This window comes from Paenibacillus sp. 32O-W (genome assembly GCF_007679495.1).
Lineage (GTDB): Bacteria > Bacillota > Bacilli > Paenibacillales > NBRC-103111 > Paenibacillus_L > Paenibacillus_L residui.
Genome location: NZ_VEGP01000030.1, coordinates 1 through 24,989, shown reverse-complemented (window position 1 = coordinate 24,989; position 24,989 = coordinate 1). Strand labels below are relative to the sequence as shown.

Here is a 24,989-nt window from a genome sequence, read left to right as displayed (position 1 = left end):
CCTCCTTATATTTCCTGCCGGGAAAAGTGAAAGCAGCCGGCTGTGAACAGAATGATGATAAGGATAGACATAAATGCCAGAGAACCGGTTTCTAACGGTTGAACCCGGTAGTCGACGGAAAGATTTGAATATTGATAGATGACAGGGCTCAATCCCGTATAGTAAGACCAAATAAAGAGCCGTCGTACTCCGGCGGGAAAAAAGTCTGCGGCCATCCCGATAAAGCCTCCTATCATACCCAGAGATAGAGCGAAGGCCTGATTTTTGACAGACAGGGAAATCCACTGCTGCAGGGCGACGATAGCCATGCTGGTCAGCAGAGCCCCGCCTATATATGGAATCAGCAGGGAGAAGGGCAAAGGTTCCGCAAATCCTTTGACGATCCCGAAGCCGGCAATGGCGGCAGCCTGAAGGCTAATATAATAGAGGATCAGGATATTGGCGCACCAATACTTGGCCCAATATAGCCGGCTGCGCCGTACCGCAGTGGTGGCCAGCAGCTTCCAGGTGTCCCCTTTGTGTTCCATATCGCATATGCGGGATACGGCAACCGCAGACATGATCGGGACAAACAACCCGTTCATGGAAGCGACCGTTACCAGAAGCGCTTCCCAGGACGTACTGTCCGGATGGCGGGACATGGACATGCTTATGGATACGAAAGCCCAAGCCAGCTCTGCGCCCAAAAACAAAGTCATCATGGCAAAGATTCGTTTGCGGCGAAGCTTATAGAATTCCAGTGCCAAAGCTTTCATCAAAGGCTGCGCTCCTTCCCCGTGAGCTCCAGGAAAATATCTTCCAGGCTCCTCTTGTGCTCCTCTATGCGGACGACGGAAATACCGGCCTCTACCAGAATTTGATTCGCCTTCGCTATCTGCAAATCGTTCGGATTATCGAAGTGCAGCCTTCCTTTGTCCATGACCGGCTTATACCCGTGAGCGAGCAGCAGCTTCTGGGCTGAGATGGCGTCCTGGGCCTTTATGGAAAGGGTAATATTATTTCTGGCCCGCAGCTCTTCCATTCTCCCTTGAAACAGGAGAGCTCCTTCGCTGATAATGCCGACGGAAGCGGCTATTTGTTCTATTTCCGTCAGAAGGTGGCTGGACAGTAGCACGGTCATTCCGTAACGCTCCGGCAATGATCGGATCAGCTCCCTGATTTCGCCGATACCGGCCGGGTCCAGGCCGTTGGTCGGTTCATCCAGAATCAGGAGCCTGGGGAAGGACAGCAGCGCCATGGCGATCCCCAGTCTCTGCTTCATGCCCAGCGAATACTGATCTACCTTCTTATCCTTCTGATTTTCCAAGCGCACGATTTGCAGAGCTTCACGCACATTCTTGTCCGGTACGTTCTTCAGGCGCTGCATGACTCGCATATTTTCCAATCCGGTCAAATGCCCGTAATACGAAGGGGATTCAATGAGGGCACCGATCTGGCTCAGGATGGCCGTGCGGTTCCGGCTAAACTCTTTGCCAAAAATAGTGACGCGGCCTTCGCTCGGCTTGGCCAGTCCCAGCAGCATTTTCAGAGAAGTGGACTTCCCTGCTCCGTTAGGTCCGAGAAAACCGTATACTTCCCCTTCATGAACAGTCAGATTGACCTTGTTCACCCGGCATACATGGTTGTAGTACTTGGACAGATTGTAGGTGGCGACAATAGGCTCAGCATTCATTCGGTGATCACTCCGTTTCTGTATTTTTGGTAGCGGGGGCCATAAACAACATAAGCCCCGAACCTTTCATCAGGCTGAAGGCGACCTTACGCCAACCTTAAATTAGAAGAATCATCCGGAAAGAGGCGGAAGAAACGGGGGCATGTCATGTATAATAGACCCAGGTGATGGACTTGGATGCTATTAAAAATAGAAAAATACTCATCGTAGAGGATGAGCCTGAAATAAGAGTGATGATTGAAGGCTTCCTGCGCAAAGAAGGGTTTTATCGGATTTATTCCGCGGCTGACAGCGAGACGGCTTTGGCCATATGCCGGTCGGATAAACCGGACATAGCTATTCTGGACGTGATGCTGCCGGATATGGACGGCTTTGCTTTGCTTACTTCCATACGGCAGTTTTCCGGAATGCCGGTGCTTTTTCTGTCGGCGCGGGGGGAGGATGAAGACCGGTTGCTGGGGCTTGGGCTCGGGGCCGATGATTACATCGTCAAGCCTTTCTTGCCCCGGGAGCTGATTCTCAGGCTCATCGCGATCCTTAAGCGCGCCTACTCCCCGGCGTCCTCTGAACGGCTGCCTGTTTTTAACCTGGGGGTGTGCAGGGTAGACCTGGAAGGCGCAACGGTCTATAGAGCTGACGAGGAGTACCCGCTGACGGCCAAGGAGCATGCGCTGCTGTTGAAGCTGTACGAAAATCGAGGGCGCATTGTGACGAGCGACGCTCTATGCCAAGCGGCTTGGGGGGATGACTCCTATGGCTATGAAAATACTTTGATGGTGCATGTCCGAAGAATTCGGGAGAAGATTGAAGCTGATCCTTCCAAACCGCAGTGTCTGCAGACTGTAAGAGGGCTGGGCTACAAGCTGATTGCAAAGGAGTAAAAGCCCTATGGATTACATTATCCGGCTGATACGCAGATACATTGGAACGACCATGGTTATATCCTTATTGCTGCTGACGCTTAATTTGGTTATGCTGGGGACCGTCCTTTTTCAGGAAGCCTATGAGAAGGAAGCTCCCGCCTCGGTGCTTGAAAGAATAGCAGCTTCTCTCGTTTGGAAGGATATCGGCTATGTTTTGGGAGAAGCGGAACAACAATGGCTGGAGCAAAATCATGCCTGGGCTATGCTATTGAGCGAGGACGGAGCCGTGAAGTGGGAATACCGGCTGCCGGAGGAAATCCCCCGTTCTTATACGTTGTCGGAGGTGGCCAAATTTTCGCGGAACTACCTTATGGATTATCCGGTATTTGTCTGGGAGCAGGATGAAGGGATATTGGTGGTCGGCTACCCTAAGAACAGCTACGCCAAATACCAGCTTATTTATCCGGTTAGCTGGATAAGCTCGATACCTTCAAGAGTTGTCCTTGTTCTGGTCGGGAATATGGCACTGGTGTTGATTCTTTCGATCATAGTCGGTACGAGACTGATCCGGTCGATCAGGCCTCTTGTGTCGGGGGTGCATGCTCTCGCCAAGGAAGAGGAGGTCCATGTCGAATGCAAAGGTATATTCAGTGACCTAGCGCATAGCATTAATCAAGCCTCCGACAAGCTTCAAGAGAAAAATGCGGCGCTTAAAGCCCGGGATGAGGCTCGTTCCAATTGGATCGCCGGGATTTCCCACGACATTCGTACTCCTCTGTCGATGGTGCTTGGCTATGCCAGCGATTTGGAGGAGAACAGCGCTTTGCCCGATGAGGGAAGGGAACAGGCAGGTATTATCCGCAGACAGGGGGAGAAGCTCCGTTCCTTGATTCAGGATTTGAATCTGGTCTCCATGCTGGAATATGAGATGCAGCCGCTGGATGTAAAGCTTATTCGTTTATCCGCAGTGGCGCGTCAGGTTGTCACGGAATTTCTCAACCATGGGCTGGAGGAGGACAGGTATCACTTGATCCTGAAAATAACGGACGAGAGCATCCGCGTGCAGGCGGATATCAAGCTGCTGCAGCGGGCGGTAACCAATCTGGTGCAAAATAGCATAGCCCATAATCCGCAAGGATGCGTGATTTGGATCGAAACCGGCCTAGGGCCGGACTCGCAGAAGGGGCTAATCGTCGTTTCCGATAACGGTACAGGGATTCCGGAGGAAGAACTGCCTGATTTGTTGGAGCTTCCTTATTCTTCAAGAAGAAAACGGCCGGTCTCCCACAGACATGGCCTGGGCCTGCCGATGGTGGCCAGAATTGCCAAAGCCCATCTAGGCCGGCTTACTCTGCAGAGCGGCGCCGGTCAAGGGCTGCGGGCAGAGATGGAATTTCCGCTCTGTAATGAACAGCAAGAGATACATCGAATGGCGTGACCCCAACGTATTATTTTTAAGTAAAAGAGCGCATCGAAATGAAGGATGTACTTATTCTTGGAGGAACGAGATTTGTTGGGAAGAAGCTGGTGTCTTTGCTGTTAACGAAAGGATACCGTGTTACGATCGGAACGAGGGGGACAACCCCGGATTCTTTCGACGGCAGCGTTAAGCGGTTGACCCTGGATAGAGCGGATTTCCAGTCGCTGGAAGAGGCTGTTGGATCGTCCGAATGGGATATCGTCTATGATCAAATCTGTTACACTCCGGAAAGTGCGAGTTATGCATGCCGCTTACTCGAGAACAAGGCCGAGAGATATATTGTGACTTCCAGTCAAAGCGTCTATGATTTTCTGGATAAAGAGTTAAGTGAGAGCGATTTTGATCCTTACAGTTATTCCGTGACCGGTCATGGCAACGATTTATCCTACTCCGAAGGCAAACGTTTAGTGGAGGCCGTGCTGTTTCAACAAGCGAAATTTCCGGTTTGCGCGGTCCGCTTCCCGATCATTCTCGGAACGGATGATTATACGAAACGTCTTCAGTTTCATATTGAGCGAATACGGGATGGAATTCCGATAGGTGTTCCCAACATGGATGCGCGAATTTCCTTTATAGATTCCGATGAAGCGGCCTCCTTCCTCGTGTGGTTAGGCGATAAGGATTTGCAAGGTCCGATAAACGCCTGCTCTTCAGGGAGCATCTCCATCCGCGAACTTCTTGCCGCTATAGAGCAAGAAGTGGGGAAAGAGGCGCAAACGCTGGAGCAATCGGAGGAGCAAAACCGTTCTCCGTTCGGCATACCGTCTTCATGGCATATGACTAACGGCAGAGCGGAGCAAGCTGGCTACCAGTTCCGGTCTCTGAACAGTTGGCTGCCAAAGTTAATCCGTGAATTGTGTTCGTTCTGACGGAAGGAAGGATGCGATGACAACGATCAAGCTTGGTATGATTGGCAGCGGTCATGTAAGCAATCGATACTTTGAGCAGGCGTCCGGGTCATCTCATATTTCGCTCAATGCCTTCGGTCGGGTCAGCAGCCTGTCCAGTCCGGCAGGCAGCAGCTGCATGTGCATGAGATTATGTTCGGTGCTTACCGTTCTGCAGAAACCGGCACCCGCTATAAGCTAACCTCAACGTTTACTCCATGGGAAAAACTTAAACCGGATATTTTGGACACCAGAAGCGGTTATCTGTAATTCGGCGACTTGACGAGCAGTCCGCAGCCTCGCAGGCTTAATGGACTGCTTTTTGCCATGCACAAATAACCTTAAGAAATTATTCAGAAATTCCTTACCTAAATCTACAGAATGTTTTTGTAGAATGAGAAGCAGCCTTACATATGGAGGGAATGGACGATGTCGAATTCAATTACGGAAGTAATGCGAGAAAAAATGCTGTTTCTAAGCAAATTCCTCCGCACTCCCAAGGAGATCGGTAGCGTAACGCCAAGCTCGAAGGCTCTAGCCCGCAAAATGGTTGAGCCGGTACCCTGGGAAACGGTTCGGAATATAGCAGAGTTGGGTGCCGGTACGGGAGCCGTTACGAAATTCATCCGAAGCGCCAAACAGCCTGCCTGCAAAGTGCTGCTGTTCGAAAAAGACGATTATTTAAGGGAACAACTGGCCAAGCAATATCCCGATTTCCCCGGCTATCCGGACGCCTCGCAGCTGTTGTCCGTTATGAAGCGCGAACGGGGGGAGCAGTTGGACTGTATTTTGAGCGGATTGCCCTTTTTCAACTTCCCTCAAGCGTTTAGAGACCGGCTTATAGACCAGATTGTAACTTCGCTGAAGCCGGGCGGGTTGTTCATAGCGTTTCAATATTCTTTGCAAATGAGAGATCAGCTGGATCGGCATTTCGACATGGTCCGTGTAAAATTCGTTCCATTCAACATTCCACCTGCATTCGTATATATTTGCCGTAAGAAGGAGATTTCTGCCCATGAAGCATGATGCCGTAGGGCCGGTTATCGAATACTTGAATTATACCGCAAGCGAGCCATTGCAGGACCCGGCCATCAAGGGAATATGGTTGGCGGCCGTTCTTATAATTGTGTTCGTCATTATTCGGCTATCGTCGATGCATAATAATAGAAGGGAGAGAGCGCCGCTTGGCAAAAACAATATTGGTCGTGGACGATGACGCGGACATTCGTGAGGTCATTCATGTCTATTTACGGAATGAAGGCTATCATGTCATAGAGGCGGAGGACGGTATCCAAGCGTTGGAATATCTGCAGAAGGAAAACGTCGATTTGATGATTCTGGATCTGATGATGCCCCGTTTGGACGGAGTTCAGACTTGTCTAAAGATCCGCCTGGCGTCCAATATCCCGATTATTATGTTAACGGCGAAGGGGGAAGATCAAGATAAAATTACCGGGTTATCGGCAGGAGCCGACGATTATATAACTAAGCCCTTCAATCCTCTGGAGCTGGTGGCCAGGGTGAAGGCTCAATTAAGGAGGCAGCAGCTTAATACCAAACAGGAGGAAGAATCCTCCGCCGTTATCCGTCTGGATGGGCTGGAAATCGATAGAAGCCGTCATCTTGTAACCGTGCGGGGACGGGAAGTTTCTCTCACGCCAACGGAGTTCTCCATCTTGGAATTGCTTGCTTCGCATCGGGGGCATGTGTTCAGCACGGATCAAATTTATGAAGGCGTGTGGAAAGATCCTGCTTTATATTATTCGGAAAATACGGTCATGGCCCACATTCGAAAGATACGGGAAAAAATAGAGGAGAATCCGAAAACGCCTCGGTATATAAAAACGGTTTGGGGAGTGGGATATAAAATTGAGAATTAAGATTCCCGGCCTGATCAACATTAAAAAAAATCTGCGCCTGCAAATATTGCTGGCCGTCCTGCTTAGCTTCATTTTGGCCATGCTGGTCATGATCCTGTTTGCCAACTTGCTGAATCCCGCTCCATTCGCTTATCAATTATTTTTTGTGCCGCCGCTTTCATTTATTCTATCGTTCTTTGTCTTTTTTTCTCTACTTACCCGCAAGATAAAGAATTATATGCGTATGCTGGCTGAAGGCATTATGCAGATGGCGGAAGGTAATCTTCGCTACCGGGTTCCATTGACGAGACAGGACGAGCTGGGGGAAATCGCGAATAGCCTTAATCATATGGCTGTACAAATCCAGCAGAGTATCGATCGCGAAAGAAAGCTGGAGCAGTCCAAAATTGAGCTGATTACAGGCCTTTCCCATGATTTAAGAACTCCGTTGACGAGTATTAGCGGTTACTTGAATCTGATCCAGAACGAAGCCTATCGAAATGAAGAAGAACATAAACGCTTTGTGGAAAATGCCTCGCAAAAAACGGAGCAGTTAAGGAAGCTGATCGATGATCTGTTCGAATATACGCGCCTGATTAACAGGGATATTCAGCTCTCGTTGAGAAAGATCGAATGGAAGCATTTGGCCGAGCAGATCATCTATGAATTCGAGCCGATCGCGAATGAGCAGGGGCTTGTCATAACGAAACAGTGGGAGGCCGATCACGTGATCGTCGAAGCGGATGCGGAAAAGCTGGCGAGAGCGATGGATAATCTGCTGATGAATGCATTGAAATTTTCGCTAAGGCCGGGGGAAATCAAAGTCCGTCTATATAGTACTAAGGATCGGGCCATCCTGGCCATGGAAAACAAGGGCAAGTCGATTTCCAAAGAAGCGGAAGCCCGGCTCTTCGAACGGTTCTACAAAGCCGAGCCATCCCGCAGCGAGGGGCATATGCCATCCGGTTCCGGGCTTGGTCTATCGATTGCCAAAAATATTGTGGAGCTGCACGGCGGAAGCCTCTCGTTTGAACATCGGAACGGGCGGTTTACCTTTTATATAGAGCTCCCATTGGACTCGGGTTAAGAGGCATTCAAGCCTCGACAACCTGAGTCTATTTTTTTATAGAAGGCAACCGGTCCGTTGACACGAGTCTGCGAAGCATAGGCGGGGGCTTACAGAACGGAGAGACGTTATTGGGCGAAAAAGGGTCAGGTTCGAAATCTTACGGAACGGAGAGACGTTATTGCCTTCAAATTGCGAGTATTTTGCCTCTGATGGCTCAAATAGAGGCGCTCAGTTCCGTTGTATACTATAAAAACGCCTGATGAAAGAAATAAGGTCGCAGAGTTCCGTTACGGTGACGGATGAGCCAATTTGCTGAAAGCGAACCGCCAATCGGTATACATGGACCAATAATCTGCTTATGCTAGGTGCTTTCGGGTTTAGCCTGGCTTTACTGTCTATGGCTCTGGAGACGATTCCTCTCGGCGTGGCTTATTCGATATGGACCGGGATCGGAACGATAGGGACGGCGGTTGTCGATATTCTGTTTTTTAAGGAGCGGCCTTCCCTGCTTCGCATAGTTTGTATGGTCGGCATCATCGGGACCGTCATTGGATTGAGACTGACTCTATGAAACTGTGCCGGCAAAGAGAGTAGATGATTTTATCCCCGCATGATGAAAATATCGACCTTACCCCAATGAGGCAATGAACTTATAATGAGCTTGTAGCAAAAAAATACATGATATGGGAGGGTCATCCATGAAAAAAAGCGCATCCATCCTACTTTCTCTTGCATTCATCGCCACAACCGCATTGTCCGGCTGCAGCGGCAGCAAGGGCGGGACCGCCGGTCCGGCCGGAAACAGCCAGCCTCCGGACAGCAATAAGGAAACATCGTCGCCGGCACCGGAGACGGCCGAGCCATTCGAGATGACAATCCGCCATACCCAGCTGGGGGAGGCCAAGAAGTTCCGTCTGGCCATATTGGAGGATGTGGTCAAAAAAACGGAGGCGGCCATACCCGGTTTAAAGTTTAAGCTGGATGCGGTCGATTCGGAGGTTAACCGGACGGAGAAGCTGAGAGGAGAGATGGCCGCCGGCAGTCCTCCCGATATCTTCGATGTGTTCGGCAGTCCGGACGCGGGTCTCTACGGCAAGGAAGGCTTGGTGCTAGATCTGACCTCCATACTCGATGAATTGAATCTGAAGGATAAATTCACGAGCCTGGATCCGTTCACCCATAACGGGAAAATATACGGACTGCCGATCGGCGGGTCGATTGAAGGCTATTTTTACAACAAAGCCTATTTTGAAGAAAAGGGATTAAGCATTCCGAAAACGCTCGATGAGCTGGAAAAAATCGCCGAAACGATCAAGGCCGACGGCAAAATTCCGTTTGCCCAGGGCTCCAAGGACGGCTGGGTTCCGCTTATGACGACCAATAACCTGTGGTCTTACTATGCGGGTCCCGAAATCACCTACGGATTCAAGACAGGGGAAGCCAAATGGACGGATCCCAAGGTTGTGCAAGGCTTCGAGAAGCATCGGGAATGGGTTGACAAAGGATATTTCAAGAAGGGTGAGCTCGGTCTGGAGTATGCCGATATGAGAAATCAGGTCATATCCGGGGAAGCGATCATGATGATGGACGGCTCGTGGGCCAACTCGGTCTTTACGGATCCGCAGCAAGCAGGGGATATGGTGGGCAAAATCGGGTTCTTCAATATGCCGCCGCTGAAGGAGAACGGCGAAGTTATCGTCATGCAGGACACGAATAACGGCTATGGCTTCTCCGCCAAAGCTGCGGAAGATCCGAGGAAATTGAAAGCGATTAAGGAGTTCATTAAAAATATGTGGACCGAGGAAATGCAAATTCGGGGCTTGAAGGAAGACGGGGTTCTGCCGGCGATGAAAATCGACCAGGCCCAGCTAACCGCCGCCTCCAGCGACCCGCTGATGCAGGATATTTTCCAGGCGGTCAGTGAAATCGACATATCTTTCCCGGCCTTTGACGCTCTGGTCCAATCCTCGGTGAAGACGGCCCTTAATATCGGTATTCAGCAAGTGATCGGCGGAGAACTGGAGCCTGCGAAGATGCTGGGAAATCTTCAGAAAGAGCAGGAGGCAGCCAACGCTTCAGGAGATTAATCCATGGTTGAGGGAGGGATGCCTCGATGGGTCTGCGGGGGCGTCCTTCCCGAACATCATGTGAATAATGACGGAGGTAACCATGAACAAAGCGATGAGACAACCTCTCACCTATATGATCTTTGTGCTGCCCGGGCTCCTGTTGTTCATAGCTTTCTTTGTTTATCCGATCCTAAGTGCGGTCCATAACAGCTTCACAAGCTGGAACGGTATTTCCAAGGACGTTGCATATGTCGGAATGAGCAATTATGGAACCGCTTTGACGGACACGGCCTTTTGGAAGTCGTTAAGAAACAATCTGTACTTTATTCTGTTCTCATGCTTTCTTCAGGTTCCGGTCATCGTCATCTTCTCTCTCTTGATTGCCAACGTCAAACGGTTGAAGGGGCTTTACAAAACCGCCGTATTTCTTCCTTCGATTATGTCCACGGCCGTGATCGGCATTCTGTGGGGGTTTATTTATAACCCGGATATCGGCTTGCTGAACAAGGTTCTGGGTTTGTTCGGGATCGAGCCGATCTATTGGCTGGCGGATAAGAAATGGGCGATGCTCTCTATTCTGATCACGAACGCATGGCAGTGGACCGGATTCTATATTGTGATGGTGCTGGCAGCCATCCTGGCGGTTCCTAGAGATCTGGAGGAGGCGGCGGCGATCGACGGCGCGTCCAAATTTCAATCCGCCATGAAAATCACCCTTCCATTGATCATGCCGATCATATCGGTGGTCATTATGCTGTCGATAGCCGGAGCCATGAAGGCGGCCGACATCGTCATCGTCATGACCAAGGGCGGTCCGGCCGGATCGACGGATGTCATGGCCACTTATATGATTCGTTATGCGATAACGAACTTTAAATACGGCTTTGGCAATACAATAGCCGTATTAATATTTATTTTTACGCTGATCATTACAGTCTTGTATCAATTTCTTATATCAAGACGAATCGAAAGGCTGGAGTATTGATGATGAGGGCATGGAAGAAGCTGATCCCGCACATTTTCCTGATGATCTATCTGTTTGTCATTCTCTATCCTTTCTTGTTCGTGCTCTTCTCATCGGTCAAAACCGGTAATCAGGAAATCGCGGCAAATCCGTTCGGTTTCCCGACTTCGTTCCAATGGGAAAACTATGTTACAGCCTGGGTAAACGCCAAAATCAGCACTTATTTCTTCAACAGCTTATATATTGGTGTGCTATCATCCGTATTGTCCATCTTCTTTGCTTCCTTGCTGGCTTTTGCCGTCACCCGGATGAGATACAATAAATTAAGCGCGTTACTGTTCCAATTTGTGCTGCTGGGCATGCTCATTCCGAACAACGCCTTGCTGCTCCCAATTTACGGATTAATGCGCAAGCTCGATATTCTGAATACCCATTGGGCTCTTATCGTCCCTTATGTCGCTAACGCCATTCCGTTTTCGGTTATCATCTTGGCCGCCTTCATGCGCTCGTTGCCCAGTGAAATAGAAGAGGCCGCAGTTATGGACGGATTGAGCGCAAAGGGAATATTTGCTAGAATTGTAATACCATTGACGATACCGGCGATTGTCACCGTCTTTATTATTAATTTTCTGGGGAACTGGAACGAGTTTCTGCTGGCGAATTTCTTTCTGTCCGAGGATGCTCTCAGGACGCTGCCGGTGGGAATGGTCGGTTTTCGCGATGCGTACAATACGAATTACGCCCAGATGTCTGCCGGGATCGTATTCAGCGTAGTTCCTGTTCTAGTGATCTATGCCATCCTTCAGGAGAAAATCATTGAAGGGGTCACGGCCGGAAGCGTTAAGGGCTAACACAGAGAGGATCGGGTTAATGATGAATTTGCGATGGAAGCTCACGACAGCCTTTGTTACTCTCATCATTATTCCGCTTCTATTGATCGGTCTGCTCATCTTCTTCGTCGCTTATAATCTGATAGAGAAAAAATACAGCCAGCAGGCCGAATTCTCTGTCAAATCGATTATTCAAAACATGGAATATGTATTTAAGCAAATGAACTACGTCACCGACAGCGGGATTGCGAATTCCGTGTTCGAAACCGCCATCCATGCCAGAGATCCGGGAAGTCAGGATCTAACGGCTGCCGATTATATAGAGTTAAATGAAAAGCAGCGGATTTTCCGAAGCATGCTCTACGGATATCCGGCCATAAGCTATGCCTATCTCTATAATCTACAAGAAGGGGCGAATGTCGGGGTCATTCCTCTGTTCAACAAGGAGGGCTTCATCACTTACCCTTTGGACGAATGGAAGAAGCACCCGTTATACGCGAAGGTCATGGAGCTGAACGGTCTTCCGCTATGGGTCGGGCCGTATGAGTATCCGGAGTTGTCGGGATTCTCGTCGGTATTTACCCAGATCCGGCTGGTGAAAGAGGTCAGCACGCTAAAGAAAATCGGAATCCTGACCGTACAAATCAAAGATTGGGACATTGCCCAGATCTTCAGAGCCTTCGGCAATAATGAAAATTTGGCCAACACGCGCTTCCTGCTCGTAAATAAGGACGGCCTGATTTTGTACGATCCCTGGGAGGAGGCCGGCGGGGACAATATCCGCAGCTACCTGTCCGGAGAGATTGAGTTTAAACCCGGTTATCAAAGTTTTAAACGAAACTTCGGCGGCTATGAAAGCGTTATCTCCATGGAAAAGCTGAAGGCTTACGACTGGTATTTGATTTCCGTCGCTTCCTGGACCTCCCTGTCCCAGGAAATGATCACCTTCACCAAGTGGATCGTCGGGATATTATCCGTCAGCCTGCTGGCCGCCTTCTTGTTCTTCCTCGTCTTTATGAACCGGATTGCGAAATCGATAGGCAGAATCGTTCGCTTCATGCGCAAGGTGGAGGACGGCGATCTCCGGGTTCGTATTCAGCAGAACGGACAGGATGAGCTGCATACGCTGGCCACGGGCTTTAACAGCCTGGTCAGCCGGGTGCATGCACTGCTGGATCAGGTCAAGCAGGAGCAGAATCATAAGATGAAAGCCGAATTGCGTGTTCTGCAGGCGCAGATCAAGCCACATTTTCTATTTAATACGCTGGAGTCGATCAATGTGCTGGCCGTTCAGAATGAAGGGAAGAAGGTCAGCCAGATGGTATATCTGCTGGGCAATATTTTGCGAATCAGCATCCAGGACCGGGAAGAGATTTCCATCCGTCAGGAAATAGAGCATTTGCGAAGTTATTTGGAAATTCAGAAGTTTCGCTTTCAGGATGTATTCGAATATGAATTATCGATTCCGGAAGAAGTCATGAACTGCAGCATTCTTAAGCTGACTCTGCAGCCGCTGGTTGAGAACAGCATTCAGCATGGCTTCGACGGAGTGGATCATAAGGGCTTGATCCAGGTTAAGGCAGAGCAGCAGGGCGAGAAGGTGATCTTCTATATCACGGATAACGGCAAGGGAATGACTAATGAGCAGCTGCAATGCTTCCGCTATTTGCAGAATGAAGAGGAGGCGGGAACGAATTCTGTCGATTTTCATCAGGAAAGGCGGGGCTTGGGCGTTCGCAGTGTGGCAGACCGAATCCGCATCCAATATGGATCGGGGTACGGATTGATGATTTGTTCGGAATGGGGCCGGGGTACGGTGATTCAGTGTACGATTCCGAAATATGAGAACGGGGGATCCGCATGAAACTGCAAGCTATGCTGATAGATGATGAGCTTCCGATTCTTCATAATTTGAAGCAGGTCATTCCGTGGGAAGCTATGAACGTGGAAGTCCGGCTTGCCCGCAACGGCCAGGAAGCTCTGAATATGGCCAGAGCCTGTATGCCGGACATCATCCTATGCGATATACGCATGCCGGTCATGGACGGACTGGCCTTCGTTCAGGAAATTCGCCGGCTGAGCTCCGATTGTGAAATCCTGCTGATTACCGGCTACGAGCAGTTTGAGTATGCGAAAATCGCCTTGCGATATGGCGTAAGGGATTATATCTCCAAGCCCATTAACTATGAGCAATTAAAGGATACGGTTCTCGGACTGGCGGAACGTATCCGTTCCAAGAAGCAGGAGGAGCGCAACGAGCAGCGGAAATGGAGCCGAATCGCCAATCTGGCCAACGAAAAAATGCTGCTGGACATCCTGATGGGGTTCTCCTCCTTTCCTCCTTATTCCTTGGCATGCGGGGAAGAACAAGCTCAGGAAGAACCGGCCTACGCCATAATGCTGGCCGGAATCCACGATTATGCGAAAGTTTCGCTGAAATGGAACAAACAGGAGAGCAAGCTGTGGAATTTTGCCGTCAAAAATGTCCTCCAGGACCTGTCGGATGAGCTCTGGTCCGACTTCGCCGCCGTTCAGACCAAAGAAGGGGAATGGTGTATCGTCATTCCGTTCGTAGATGGAAGCCTCCCGCTTAAGGAAGAAGAGGCGGTAGACCTAGCGGAGAAGCTTCGGCTTGGTGTGAGGCAGCATCTAAAATTTGACATCCGTGTAGGGATCCATCCGGGCCCCATTAAGGCGGAAGAATTGGCGGAGGCCTACCAGTCGATTCAGTGGAGCTTGGCCAATCAACCGGTCAAGGAACCGTTTATTTATTATTATGCCGAGCCGGAGGCCGGCTCCCATTCTGCCCGTTCCGGTAAGAAAAGCGTAGAGATGTGGATGCTGTCCGCCAAAGATTACATTGAGCGCCATCTATCGTCCGACTTCGGTATTGAAGACGTAGCCAATCATCTCGGAATCAGCAGCAGCTATTTCTGTTTACTATTTAAAAACTATTTTGGCGAAACCTTCGTTGAATACGTAACGAAGCAGCGGATCGAATTGGCCAAATCCTACCTAATCCAAAGTGACAGGAGCGTCCGGCAGATCGGTCAGCAGGTAGGTTATATGGAAAGAAGGTACTTTACCAAAGTATTTCAGAAGTATACGGGCATTACACCTTCGCAATATCGGGAGAAGCAAGCGTTCCGCAGTGGTGCGGAAGGATGCTGAGCGGATCACTGTGATTTTTGCAGAAGGAGAGGTAGCGTCAAGAAGTTTGTGTAAGAGGCAGGGTTACCTACCGGGACGATAGATAAGGGCAGCTTGGTGGGGAACGCAGCCCAGGCGAAGGCGCGAGAAGCGGTTTTTTATTTTTACTTCCGGGTCATCATGTGAACTAACTGTATTTAATGCAGGTAAATTTAAGGATTTTTAAATGTTGGCCCAACTAAGTGGAAAAATGCAGCTAGAATGGCCGTTTTCGCGGCTTCCTCCCAATTTGCGCACAACTAGATGTAGGTTTTCCAGTTAGTTTGCTAAAATTAACTTTAAAGGATAAATTTAACTGTATAATTTCCATTTAGAATCCATCCGTCTCCTTGCCAGAGCGCCACGGAAAGAGGCAAGCATGCTCAATGGCAGGGTAATTTTTTCTGTATTGTCCTATTAAAGGAAAAATATTGATTTTGCAATACTAGTTGGTTATATCAATTTGCGTGTATTGAATGCATTTTACGCAGGCTGCCGGACATGGGTCGGCGGCTTTGTTGTGGTAGGGTCCTCTGCCAACAGGATGGAGTTGATTGAGCTTAAAGGGCTGTGGTATTGCAGCTTGTACCCCTTGGAGCTAAGCGAAGAGCGGATAAGCATCTTCTTGCGATCAAAGAACGTGTCAAAGTATCAATAATCGTTGATTTGTCATATTTATCTGAAAGCGTTTCGAATGTAATATGAAGTAAGTAATAGAAGATAAAGGAAGATCGCTAGAAATTACCGCTTATCCTATGGCGGCACCATGCTACAAGGAGGGATTCACCTATGGCGAAAGGATCCGCCGGACTAGAGACGAAATCGCTTTTGAATCCGGGACATAAGAGCAAGCTTCGGCGGTTTTTCACGCAAATAGATATTCAGCTTATGGTATTGCCCGCGCTTGTCTTTATCTTTATTTTTTCTTATATCCCTATGTATGGCGTTCTTATCGCCTTCCAGGATTATAAGCTGGGTTCAAATCTGTTGAACAACAACTGGGTTGGGCTGAAGCATTTTATCCAATTTTTCAATGCTCCGGAATTTAATACGGTCATGCGCAACACGATAGTGATCAGCTTTCTGAAATTTTTCTTCGGGTTCCCCGCTCCCATTATTCTAGCCCTGATGCTGAACGAAGTCCGCAAAATGTTATTCAAGCGGGTTGTACAGACCGTAACGTACCTGCCACACTTTCTGTCCTGGGTCGTCATCGGGTCCATGGTGACCTCCATACTGTCCGTAGATAACGGCAGCATCAATATGCTGCTGCAGAAATTAAGGTTGATTGATGACCCTATTAATTTCTTATCCATGACCGAGTATTTCTGGACCATCCTCGTAACAACCAATGTATGGAAGGAGATCGGATTCAACTCCATCGTGTTCTTGGCAGCCATTGCCGGAATCGATCCTCATCTGTACGAGGCGGCTTCCATCGACGGTGCAAGCCGGTTCAAGCAGATAAGATTAATAACGCTCCCGTGCATCATGCCTGTCGTCATCATCTTTATGATCCTGGCGATCGGGAACCTCCTGAATGCCGGCTTCGAAGATATTCTCATTCTTGCCTCCAACCCTGCTTTGCGTGAAGTGTCGGATTCCCTGGATGTATATGTGGTTCGGGTCGGGATTGACAACTACAGGTACTCCTATGCGACGGCCATCGGTCTGTTCAAGGCCGTAATCAGCGTAACGCTGCTGACCATGGCGAACTTCCTTGCCAGAAGGACAGGCAACAGCTTGTGGTAAAGGATCATTCCATAGACAGGAGGACCTGCAATGATTCGAGATAGTATAGGAGACCGTATCTTCACCTCATTGATATATGTCTTTTTGGCTGTACTGGCGTTTTCGACCTTCTATCCGTTCTGGAACTCACTGGTGATTTCTTTTAACGAAGGGATAGATACCTCGAAGGGCGGGATTACGTTCTGGCCGCGGGTATTCACTCTGGACAACTATAAGATTGTATTTGAAGACCCGCGTTTAATGAACGGATTCGTTATTGCCGCCTTGAGAACGGTCATAGGTACCGTGACCGCGATACTGGCCACATCGATCTTTGCTTACGGAATGTCGAAGAAAGAGCTGATGGGACGCAAATATTATATGATCATGTGCATCATCACGATGTATTTCGCAGGCGGATTGATTCCAACCTATATGCTCATCAGAGGGCTGGGCTTGTTCAACTCCTTCTGGGTGTTCATTATTCCCGGTCTGATCAGCGTATGGAACATGATCATCTTCCGTACGTTCTTCCAAGGGCTTCCGCAAGGATTGGAGGAATCTGCCAAGATGGACGGCTGCGGCAACTGGGGGACGTTCTTCCGAATCGTCCTGCCGCTTTCCGGACCTGTAGTGGCAACACTCTCGTTATTCACGGCCGTCGCCCACTGGAATGAATGGTTCGTAGCCAGCATTTATATCACGAACGAGAAATTGCTGCCGATTCAGACGGTCCTGCGGCAAATCCTGTTCTCCAATATTGCTTCGGAGCAATTGTCCAATGTTGATATCAGCTCGATTGCCCATTTGAATGCCGCCAAAAAAATTACGTCGAAATCGTTAACGATGGCCACCATCATGGTCGCAACCATTCCAATCGTATGTGTATACCCGTTCCTGCAAAAGTATTTCGTTAAAGGCGTATTGGTGGGGTCTTTGAAAGAGTAATTGAACGTCGCCATGAAGTGTCGCCGCGAGTTTGAAGCTTAGTGCTTTGAACATAGATTAATAAGTGGAAAGGGGAAAGATCCGGTGAAGAACAAGAAAAATCTTCTTCTTAGCATGCTCTCCGCTTCTATGGCGTTCGTTCTGCTGGCAGGCTGCAGCAACAACAACTCAAGCGCGCCGCCCGCTAACGAACCCGGGAAGCAGGAGGAGTCCAAGTCTGAAAGTGAACCTCCCAAGAGCAATCTGTATGAATTAGGCAAGGAAGATCTTGAAGTGTCGTTCTACGGCAATTATGGCTGGTATGACATGCCGAAATGGGGCAAGGACCCTGCTTCGAAGTGGATTCAGGACAATCTGAAGGTTAACGTTACGGCTATCAGCTCGGGTGGAAACAACGCCCAGAAGCTGCAAACGATGATTGCCGGCGGTGATCTGCCTGATATCATATGGACAGAGAGGGGAGCGGACGTCGAACGTCTCCGTGAAGCCGGCCTGCTCGTTCCGCTGGATGAATACATCGAGAAATATCCGAATTTCAAGAAAAATCTGACCGAACAGCATCTTGCTCTGCTTCGCTCTTCAGACGGCAAGGTCTACCAGCTTCCTAACTATTACACGCAGCAGCCGAACGGTAACGCGGGCTATGCGATTAACAAAAAGATCTATAAAGAGCTCGGTTCTCCGAAGCTGGAGACCACCGATGATTTGTACGAATATTTGAAGGCCGTTAAGGAAAAATTCCCGGACGTCGTTCCATTTGAGACGGGATTGGCCAAAGAAGGTCACGGCATTGATCAGATTTTCTCTTCCTTCAAGGAAGGCAACCTGTCCTTTACCCGCTTCTACGGGGTGCCCGACGGGGATAAGATCGTCTCCATTTACAAAGATCCCGGATTTCGCGAATCGGTCGTTTTTGTTGCGAAGCTGATGCGCGAGAAGCTGATGACGCAGGATGCGAATACGCAGACGGAAGATCAGGTTAAGCAAAAGGCGATGAACGGCAAGTTTGCGGTCATAGCTACGTTCGACCCGATGAAGATGCTTTCGGCTGCAGATGCAGAACTGAAGAAGGCGGACCCGGAAGACGGATATATGTTCATCCAGCCGATTGCCAAGGAAGGGCTGGATCGCAGTAAAATTTACCCCGGTACATTCAATCAGTTGGGCTGGAACGTTGCTGTAATTACGAAGAAGGCGAAAAATCCGGAAGCGGTGTTCGCTCTTCTGGACTGGATGACAGGGCCGGAAGGAAGCATGGTTCTGAACTGGGGCCCTCCCGGACCGGACGGGTACTGGAACGGATTCGAGGCGGATGGAGTGACTCCAAAGTTCAATAAAGAGAAGTATTTGAACGACCCGGATCCTTTGGCTGAAATTAACGGAAAAGCCGGCGATCTGGTTTGGGTGGGTAATACGATGTTTCTGGATAATACGAAAAAGAAGATGCTCTCGAGCATACCGCCCGAGAAAATCGATTTCAGCAATCGCTGGCAGATGGAGGTCACATGGGCAACTCAAGGCGATTTTACCGAGTTCTTGAATTGGGAGCCCGCTCCAGATAGTGAAGAAGGCATCATAAGGCAAAGCGTCAGAGATATATGGCTGACAGCCAGAGCGAAGTCGATGTATGCCAAAACAGATGAAGAAGCACTGCAAATATTGGATAAGGCCCATGACGATTCCATGCAGATTGGTTATGAGAAGTTCCTCAACCATGTAACCAAAGTATGGACCGAGAATAAGAAAGCATTGAAGAAATAAGTAGTATGGGAGGTCCGCTGTAACAGCGGGCCTCTGTCCCATTGGTTGAGTCGGCAGATAAAGCGGTATCCCCTGTTCAAATAGGGATGGTTCAATAGTATACTTGAAACAGGTAATTATTGGTTAACTGTCGGCTGATCTCATGTTTTAGAAGGGGGCATCACGTGTGTATAACGTCTTATTAGTGGATGATGAAATGCCGGATCTCGAAGGAATGAAGCAGTTTATTCCGTGGGAAGAGCTCGGCATGAAGGTAGTGGCGGCAGTAAATAACGCCTTTGAAGCATGCGATATTATAGAACGGCAGCCGATAGACATCATGGTTAGCGATGTAAAAATGCCGAATATGTCGGGCTTGGAGCTGGCCCGCAGAGCGATAGAGCAGAGAGCAGACATTCGCATCATATTTGTAAGCGGTTTCCAAGAATTCAGTTATGTAAAGCAGGCATTGTCATTAAAGGCTTACAGTTATGTGCTCAAACCGATGGATGATAATGAACTGATCGCTGCGCTTCTGAAAGCGAGGCAGGATTTGGACAATGAACGGAAACGCCGTGACGTGGAAGAGGCGTATCAGCGCATGATTCCAATGGCTAAGAACGACCTGCTCATCAGGCTGCTGGAGGGTGAATATGATCACGACAACCTGCAAGGAATGGTCAAGCTGATTCAGTCCTACGGATTGGATAAGCTGGAATGGCCTGTACGGGCTGCCGTTCTAGAGCTTGATGTGTTGAGCTGGACGCGTGAGGGTACACTGTCCCAGCAGGTGATGTCGAAGAACTTCTTTCGCGAGGTGAATGAAATCGGGCACAGGCACGGCATGCCGCACTGCTGCAAGCTGTCCTCCCAGCGAATCGCATTGTTGATTCATGACCGGCAGATGGAAGAGCTTGTGGCTGAGTTGTATAAGGTCATTCACGCCAATTTCCCCGTTACGATGACGATAGGCGCAGGGGAACCGGTGTATACGTTAGAACAGCTTCACAGTTCGTTCAAGCAGGCGGTGGAAGCTGTGGACGGGAAAATGTTCATTGGCAAAGGCAAGTTTATCATGTATGAAGAAGCAAGCCGGGAACCGGAAATGATCGATGCCCGAACGCTGGATACTCGCTTGGATGCTTTATTTCACGCTCTGACGGAGTATGAGCTGGTCCCGCTCTATGACGAGATTGAGAAATTGTTCGAATCGGTAAGCATGCTGAGATCTAAATTCACGGTGCATAATCTTGCGATGTTTATCCTATGGAAGCTGGATCAGCAGTTGAAGGCAAGAGGGGAGAACTTATTTGATATTTTAGGAATGGAGCTTCATAATTTGGACATTCTGTTTCAGTTCGATACGATTGACGATATTCGCTCCTGGCTCGTACGGAAGGCGTTTGAAATATCCGAGCATTTGCGAAGCAAAGCCTGTTCCAAGAACAGCCGGCTCATTCGGGAAATGATTCAAATGATGAAAGACCGAATGAGTGACAACCTTACGCTCAAAGATGTGGCCCAGCAATTTTCTTTTTCCCCCAACTATCTCGGTTACATGTTCAAGGAGGAGACGGGTAAATCGTTCAGCGAAGTGCTGATCCAACTGCGGATGGAGCGGGCAAAGGATTTGTTGAAAGAGCCTTCCATGAAAATATATGAGATTGCCGATCAGGTAGGCTATCGCTATCTCCCTTATTTCAGCAGACAATTCAAAGAGGCTTACGGAATGACCCCGATGGAGTATCGCAAGCGAGTAACGTAACAGGGGGAGGGTACTATGAACGAGCAGCGGTCGAAACTCCGGTATTTGCCCATCGGCTATAAATTAATGCTTTCCTATATGCTGTTCATTCTTATTCCGGTATCTGTTATCGGCTATGTATCTCATTCCATGTATGAAGAATCGATACGGAAGCATGTGAAAATGAATGTTCGGGGAACCTTGCTGCAGATTCGCGATAATATTGAATATAAGATGCGGGATATGGTCCGCATTTCTTCTCTTTTATATGGCGATTATGATTTGTATCGTTTTTTACGAAGGTATGAGGAAGGATGGGATAACTACGACCGGATGACTAAAGAAATTTTGCCCAAGATAGAAGTGGCCACGAAATCGACCGGTATGAAGCTGTGGACCTCGGTGTTCTTCCGCAACGAATCACTTGGAAAGGCACTTGGTCCTATGATATCTATCATCTTAACCGAATAGCAGGGAAGGATTGGTATCTCCAGTTCCCTCCCGAGAAGTACGGGATTACGATGAAATGGAGCCAAGTAGAGAAAGATGAAGAGCTTCATCGCATTTCTCTGCTGCGCAGGCTTGTAGATACGAACAATCCGGTTCAACTGCAGGAAGTCGGCTTCCTCCGCATTAATGTGGCCATTCAAGAATTGTTCGACAGTCTAGATTATTCCAAGATCGGCAGCGGCAGCGTCCTCTATATTCAAGATGAATCCGGCCGGATCATGCTGCAATCCGGTGAGCTCCCCGCCACTTATTCTTATGGACAAGAGCAGCTCGACAAGGGCTATTTAAAGATTGAAGAAACGGTCGGACAGCCATCGTGGAAGCTGGTTGCGCTTGTGCCTCTAACGATCATCCAGCAGGATGCGATGAAGGTTCGACTGCTGATCATCTTTATTTGTCTGATTTGCTTTATTGTCTTATCTTTTGCGGGAGGGTTTGTCTCCCGGTATTTTGCTAAACGGATAAACAAGTTCGTTGCGGTGCTCAACGCCTTTCGTGAAGGAGATCTGCATAAGCGCATCTCTTACCGGGGCAAGGACGAGTTCTCGCAAATTGCAACGGCACTTAACCGAATGGGGGAAAATATCGAGACCTTGATCAAGGAAGTGTATTGGAACCAACTGCAGAAGAAGGAGGCGGAGCTGGAAATGCTGCAGGCTCAAATTAATCCGCATTTTCTCTACAACACCCTATCCTCCATCAGCCGTCTCGCCAAATTCGGACAGAATGACATGCTGCAGCAAATGGTATTGGGCCTGGCCAAATTCTACCGCTTGTCCCTGAATAACGGCAAGCTCATCATTTCAGTTCCGCAAGAGCTGGAACAAGCACTGGCATATGTAGACATTCAGAAGATCAAGTACGGAGAACGGCTTCATGTCCGGTTCGATATAGATATGAACATCTGGCCGTATAACACGGTAAAGCTGATCCTGCAGCCTTTTATTGAGAATGCTCTGGAGCACGCCTGGTGCGGAGACCGGATCCATATTCGCATCGTGGCGGCTAAGGAAGGGGAGCATTTGCTATTTCGCGTCATTGATGATGGAGTCGGCATCTCCCCGCAGCGAGTGAGAGACATCTTCGACGGCCGGGATCACGTGAACGCAGGCTATGGCATCCGCAACGTCGATCAACGCATCAAGCTGCATTACGGTCCGGAATACGGCGTAACCATCGACAGCCGGCTCGGAATCGGAACGTCGGTCACAATCCGGATTCCTGCGAAGCGCAGGTGATTTTCGATGGGCTGGTGAGCAGAATTTTGTCCCGTCATTAGTAGTGATCAAGGCTGCCGGATATTATTTGGCGGCTTTGTTTGCGATAGTAGCCATTTTAAAATAGGATAGAAGGTAGGAGTTGGTTATCAAAAAATAATTGGGAGTTGTAAGCTTGTGATTCTATCCGATAAAACGATTAGAAGCTTGCTTGACCGCGGGTCATTGGCAATCCACCCTTTGGAGGACGATCAAATCCGCGATGAACTTCGCATGGGCAGACAAATCCAACCCGCCAGTGTCGATCTGAGGCTGGGCAGGCATTTTCTGAAGGTAGACGAGAACGATATCCCCTTTATAGATTTAGAGCATCCCGCCAATTATATTTCTATTGAAAAAGAGGAGATCATCCTGCCTCCCCATTCTTTTATTCTGGCGACGACTATGGAGTATGTAAAGCTGCCGGATAACTTGACTGCCTTCGTAGAGGGGAGGAGCTCCATTGGACGGATGGGCCTCTTCATCCAGAACGCCGGTTGGGTGGACCCGGGATTCGAAGGGGAAATTACTTTAGAGCTGTACAATGCCAATCAGCTTCCGATCAAGCTCAAAGCGGGGCGCCGCATTTGTCAGCTTGTCTTTGCCCAGCTTGACCAGAAGGCCCAGTTTCCGTATAGAGGAAAATACCAGGGGCAGAGAAAAGCTACAGGCAGCCGGGTTTATGCGGATATCGAAAACAGGGGCCCACATTCTTAAAATATGGTAGCTTGAGCGGCCAAATGGTTATGAGCTTAAGAAAGAGGAATTTCTTTGACAACGAATAGGAATTGATTTGGGGACGACCCATCAAGCTTAGGAGAAGAAACTTATGAATTTTCTGTATACGGAAGTGATCCCAAGCCAGAACGAAATCTATAAGCTGTATGATTGTTTTGGATGGAACGACTATCTGAAGTTGAGCAAGGAAAGCCTTCATCAAGCTATGCTTCAAAGCTGGTGTGTCATCAGTGCTTATCATGAAGATGAATTGGTGGGGACGGGCAGACTGGTTTCCGACGGAGTCCTTAGTGCCTATCTCTGTGGGCTGGCTGTCCATCCGGATTATCAACAGATGGGGATCGGTAGTGAAATTGTGCGGCGTCTGGTCAGCAAAGGCCAGCATCAGAATCTGCATATAGAGCTTTTTTGCGAAGAGAAATTGCTTAACTTTTACGAGAAATTAGGGTTTGCCGTCTTTGCTTCGGGAATGAAGTATAGGAAATGAGGTTAACCCCAACGGATTAACCTCATTCAGGCAACTAACGTTTTTATTTATAGTTCACTAAGCGTTCAGCAAGATAGATGAATAGGGAGGCCGCATCCTCGCTAACATGCTTTCCTCTCTGGGCTTGGACTTCCCGAATAAAGTCCGTTAAATTGTTGTTTTTTAATTTGACCTGCAAACTGTTTAAAATACCCTGCTGCCGAATCCATCCTTTCTCGTAGCCCTGGTCTAAGAGACTTTGCAGCAATTCCTCACTCATGGGAGGAGTATACTTCCATAAATTCGAGCTGTTATCCGAGAAGTAGAAGTTTCCGTATTTATCCTGGTTTAAGTAATTTCCGATGCTTCCGTTAAGCATGATAAAGTCCATGCTGTCCGGTTTGACCATGAAAAATTGCCCCCGGGAAGTTCCATATACATTCCCGTCAATCCCTGTTCTTAAAAATCCGTAAGCCCACGTTGTGCTTGAGCCGTATCTTTTCAGCTTGGAGATACTTGTTTCCACTGTCCGGGTATCCGGATTAAAGGTAAAGATATGATCTTCGGCAATCCCCCAGATCATTCCGTCAGGGCCGACCGTCAACCCGGTCACCCCCCGCCTGCCGGCTACCGGTACCGTCTCGAATATTTTACTCTTCGTCTCGGGATCGAATATAAAGAGCTTGCCCTCGCTTTCCGCCGGACCGTCTGTGCCGAGTCCGCCATAAATCGTAGATCCGCCGTACACTAGGCCGTCCTTATAAACTAAGGACACGATACTTTGATTCGGAATAATGTTAGAGTAAACATCGAGCTCTCCTGTTGCAAAATTGTAAGTCGAGAGAGCCCCTTCCAGCGAGGTCGTGTCAGGGACCGTTCCGACATAGAGCTCATCCCGATGCCAAAGTCATAGGAAAATTGGTGATCGACGGTCGTTATACGAAGCCTCAGTTACCAGAAGGAGTCTACGCGGA

General features: G+C 48.9%; 22 protein-coding genes and 2 pseudogenes. 21 read left to right on the top strand and 3 right to left on the bottom strand.

The features are described 5' to 3' along the window. Positions 1–5: 5 nt before the first annotated feature. Together FS806_RS13425 and FS806_RS13420 are read right to left on the bottom strand one after the other, a co-directional pair. A complete protein-coding gene (locus FS806_RS13425) occupies positions 6–758 on the bottom strand; it encodes an ABC transporter permease (protein ID WP_144937214.1) in 753 nt (250 codons plus the stop codon). Beyond that, on the bottom strand, positions 755–1,672 hold the full coding sequence (locus FS806_RS13420; RefSeq protein WP_144937212.1) for an ABC transporter ATP-binding protein: 918 nt from the start codon (positions 1,670–1,672) through the stop codon (positions 755–757). The genes FS806_RS13425 and FS806_RS13420 overlap by 4 nt, the downstream gene beginning before the upstream one ends. Positions 1,673–1,839: 167 nt before the next feature. On the opposite strand from FS806_RS13420, the gene FS806_RS13415 reads away from it, so the two are divergent. The 21 genes and pseudogenes from FS806_RS13415 (at position 1,840) to FS806_RS13315 (ending at position 24,036) form a co-directional block, all read left to right on the top strand. Beyond that, positions 1,840–2,553 (top strand): response regulator transcription factor, encoded by a 714-nt coding sequence (locus FS806_RS13415; protein WP_397347432.1) that lies wholly within the window; start codon positions 1,840–1,842, stop codon positions 2,551–2,553. A 7-nt stretch (positions 2,554–2,560) separates the two neighbouring features. Continuing rightward, on the top strand, positions 2,561–3,973 hold the full coding sequence (locus FS806_RS13410; protein WP_144937206.1) for a sensor histidine kinase: 1,413 nt from the start codon (positions 2,561–2,563) through the stop codon (positions 3,971–3,973). Between the two features lie 38 nt (positions 3,974–4,011). After that, the gene (locus FS806_RS13405; protein ID WP_144937204.1) at positions 4,012–4,884 is read left to right on the top strand and encodes an NAD-dependent epimerase/dehydratase family protein; all 873 of its coding nucleotides are present in this window, start codon (positions 4,012–4,014) and stop codon (positions 4,882–4,884) included. 16 nt (positions 4,885–4,900) lie between these two features. Next, a complete protein-coding gene (locus FS806_RS13400) occupies positions 4,901–5,104 on the top strand; it encodes a hypothetical protein (RefSeq protein ID WP_144937201.1) in 204 nt (67 codons plus the stop codon). A 227-nt stretch (positions 5,105–5,331) separates the two neighbouring features. Then, positions 5,332–5,928, top strand: coding sequence for a class I SAM-dependent methyltransferase (locus FS806_RS13395; protein WP_144937198.1), 597 nt, complete (start codon positions 5,332–5,334; stop codon positions 5,926–5,928). Then, on the top strand, positions 5,918–6,118 hold the full coding sequence (locus FS806_RS13390; protein ID WP_144937195.1) for a hypothetical protein: 201 nt from the start codon (positions 5,918–5,920) through the stop codon (positions 6,116–6,118). The genes FS806_RS13395 and FS806_RS13390 overlap by 11 nt, the downstream gene beginning before the upstream one ends. Continuing rightward, positions 6,087–6,782 (top strand): response regulator transcription factor, encoded by a 696-nt coding sequence (locus FS806_RS13385; RefSeq protein WP_144937192.1) that lies wholly within the window; start codon positions 6,087–6,089, stop codon positions 6,780–6,782. The genes FS806_RS13390 and FS806_RS13385 overlap by 32 nt, the downstream gene beginning before the upstream one ends. Beyond that, complete coding sequence (locus FS806_RS13380) at positions 6,772–7,848, top strand: sensor histidine kinase (RefSeq protein WP_144937190.1); 1,077 nt, start codon at positions 6,772–6,774, stop codon at positions 7,846–7,848. The genes FS806_RS13385 and FS806_RS13380 overlap by 11 nt, the downstream gene beginning before the upstream one ends. A gap of 331 nt (positions 7,849–8,179) precedes the next feature. Then, positions 8,180–8,401, top strand: a pseudogene (locus FS806_RS13375) (DMT family transporter); the annotation flags it as partial. A 127-nt stretch (positions 8,402–8,528) separates the two neighbouring features. After that, positions 8,529–9,917 (top strand): ABC transporter substrate-binding protein, encoded by a 1,389-nt coding sequence (locus tag FS806_RS13370; RefSeq protein ID WP_144937184.1) that lies wholly within the window; start codon positions 8,529–8,531, stop codon positions 9,915–9,917. Positions 9,918–9,999: 82 nt separating this feature from the next. Further along, positions 10,000–10,884 (top strand): carbohydrate ABC transporter permease, encoded by an 885-nt coding sequence (locus tag FS806_RS13365; RefSeq protein WP_144937181.1) that lies wholly within the window; start codon positions 10,000–10,002, stop codon positions 10,882–10,884. Positions 10,885–10,886: 2 nt separating this feature from the next. Continuing rightward, the gene (locus tag FS806_RS13360) at positions 10,887–11,714 is read left to right on the top strand and encodes a carbohydrate ABC transporter permease (protein WP_144937178.1); all 828 of its coding nucleotides are present in this window, start codon (positions 10,887–10,889) and stop codon (positions 11,712–11,714) included. Beyond that, positions 11,680–13,557, top strand: a complete 1,878-nt coding sequence (locus tag FS806_RS13355; RefSeq protein ID WP_313960583.1) for a cache domain-containing sensor histidine kinase — start codon at positions 11,680–11,682, stop codon at positions 13,555–13,557. Before FS806_RS13360 ends, FS806_RS13355 begins: the two co-directional genes overlap by 35 nt. Then, positions 13,554–14,864, top strand: a complete 1,311-nt coding sequence (locus FS806_RS13350; RefSeq protein ID WP_144937176.1) for a response regulator transcription factor — start codon at positions 13,554–13,556, stop codon at positions 14,862–14,864. Before FS806_RS13355 ends, FS806_RS13350 begins: the two co-directional genes overlap by 4 nt. 807 nt (positions 14,865–15,671) lie before the next feature. After that, complete coding sequence (locus FS806_RS13345; RefSeq protein ID WP_144937173.1) at positions 15,672–16,634, top strand: ABC transporter permease; 963 nt, start codon at positions 15,672–15,674, stop codon at positions 16,632–16,634. Between the two features lie 30 nt (positions 16,635–16,664). Further along, positions 16,665–17,561 (top strand): carbohydrate ABC transporter permease, encoded by an 897-nt coding sequence (locus FS806_RS13340; protein ID WP_144937170.1) that lies wholly within the window; start codon positions 16,665–16,667, stop codon positions 17,559–17,561. Positions 17,562–17,645: 84 nt separating this feature from the next. Then, on the top strand, positions 17,646–19,322 hold the full coding sequence (locus tag FS806_RS13335; RefSeq protein WP_144937167.1) for an extracellular solute-binding protein: 1,677 nt from the start codon (positions 17,646–17,648) through the stop codon (positions 19,320–19,322). A gap of 166 nt (positions 19,323–19,488) precedes the next feature. Further along, positions 19,489–21,066: a response regulator gene (locus FS806_RS13330; RefSeq protein WP_144937164.1), complete on the top strand. Its 1,578-nt coding sequence runs from the start codon at positions 19,489–19,491 to the stop codon at positions 21,064–21,066. Positions 21,067–21,081: 15 nt separating this feature from the next. Next, positions 21,082–22,793 (top strand): annotated as a pseudogene (locus FS806_RS13325) (sensor histidine kinase). Positions 22,794–22,949: 156 nt separating this feature from the next. Beyond that, positions 22,950–23,528 (top strand): dCTP deaminase, encoded by a 579-nt coding sequence (gene dcd / locus FS806_RS13320; protein WP_144937161.1) that lies wholly within the window; start codon positions 22,950–22,952, stop codon positions 23,526–23,528. A 112-nt stretch (positions 23,529–23,640) separates the two neighbouring features. Then, positions 23,641–24,036 (top strand): GNAT family N-acetyltransferase, encoded by a 396-nt coding sequence (locus tag FS806_RS13315; protein WP_144937158.1) that lies wholly within the window; start codon positions 23,641–23,643, stop codon positions 24,034–24,036. Between the two features lie 43 nt (positions 24,037–24,079). Here FS806_RS13315 and FS806_RS13310 read toward each other — a convergent pair whose 3' ends face one another. Beyond that, complete coding sequence (locus tag FS806_RS13310; protein ID WP_222126661.1) at positions 24,080–24,790, bottom strand: NHL repeat-containing protein; 711 nt, start codon at positions 24,788–24,790, stop codon at positions 24,080–24,082. Between the last annotated feature and the right edge of the window lie 199 nt (positions 24,791–24,989).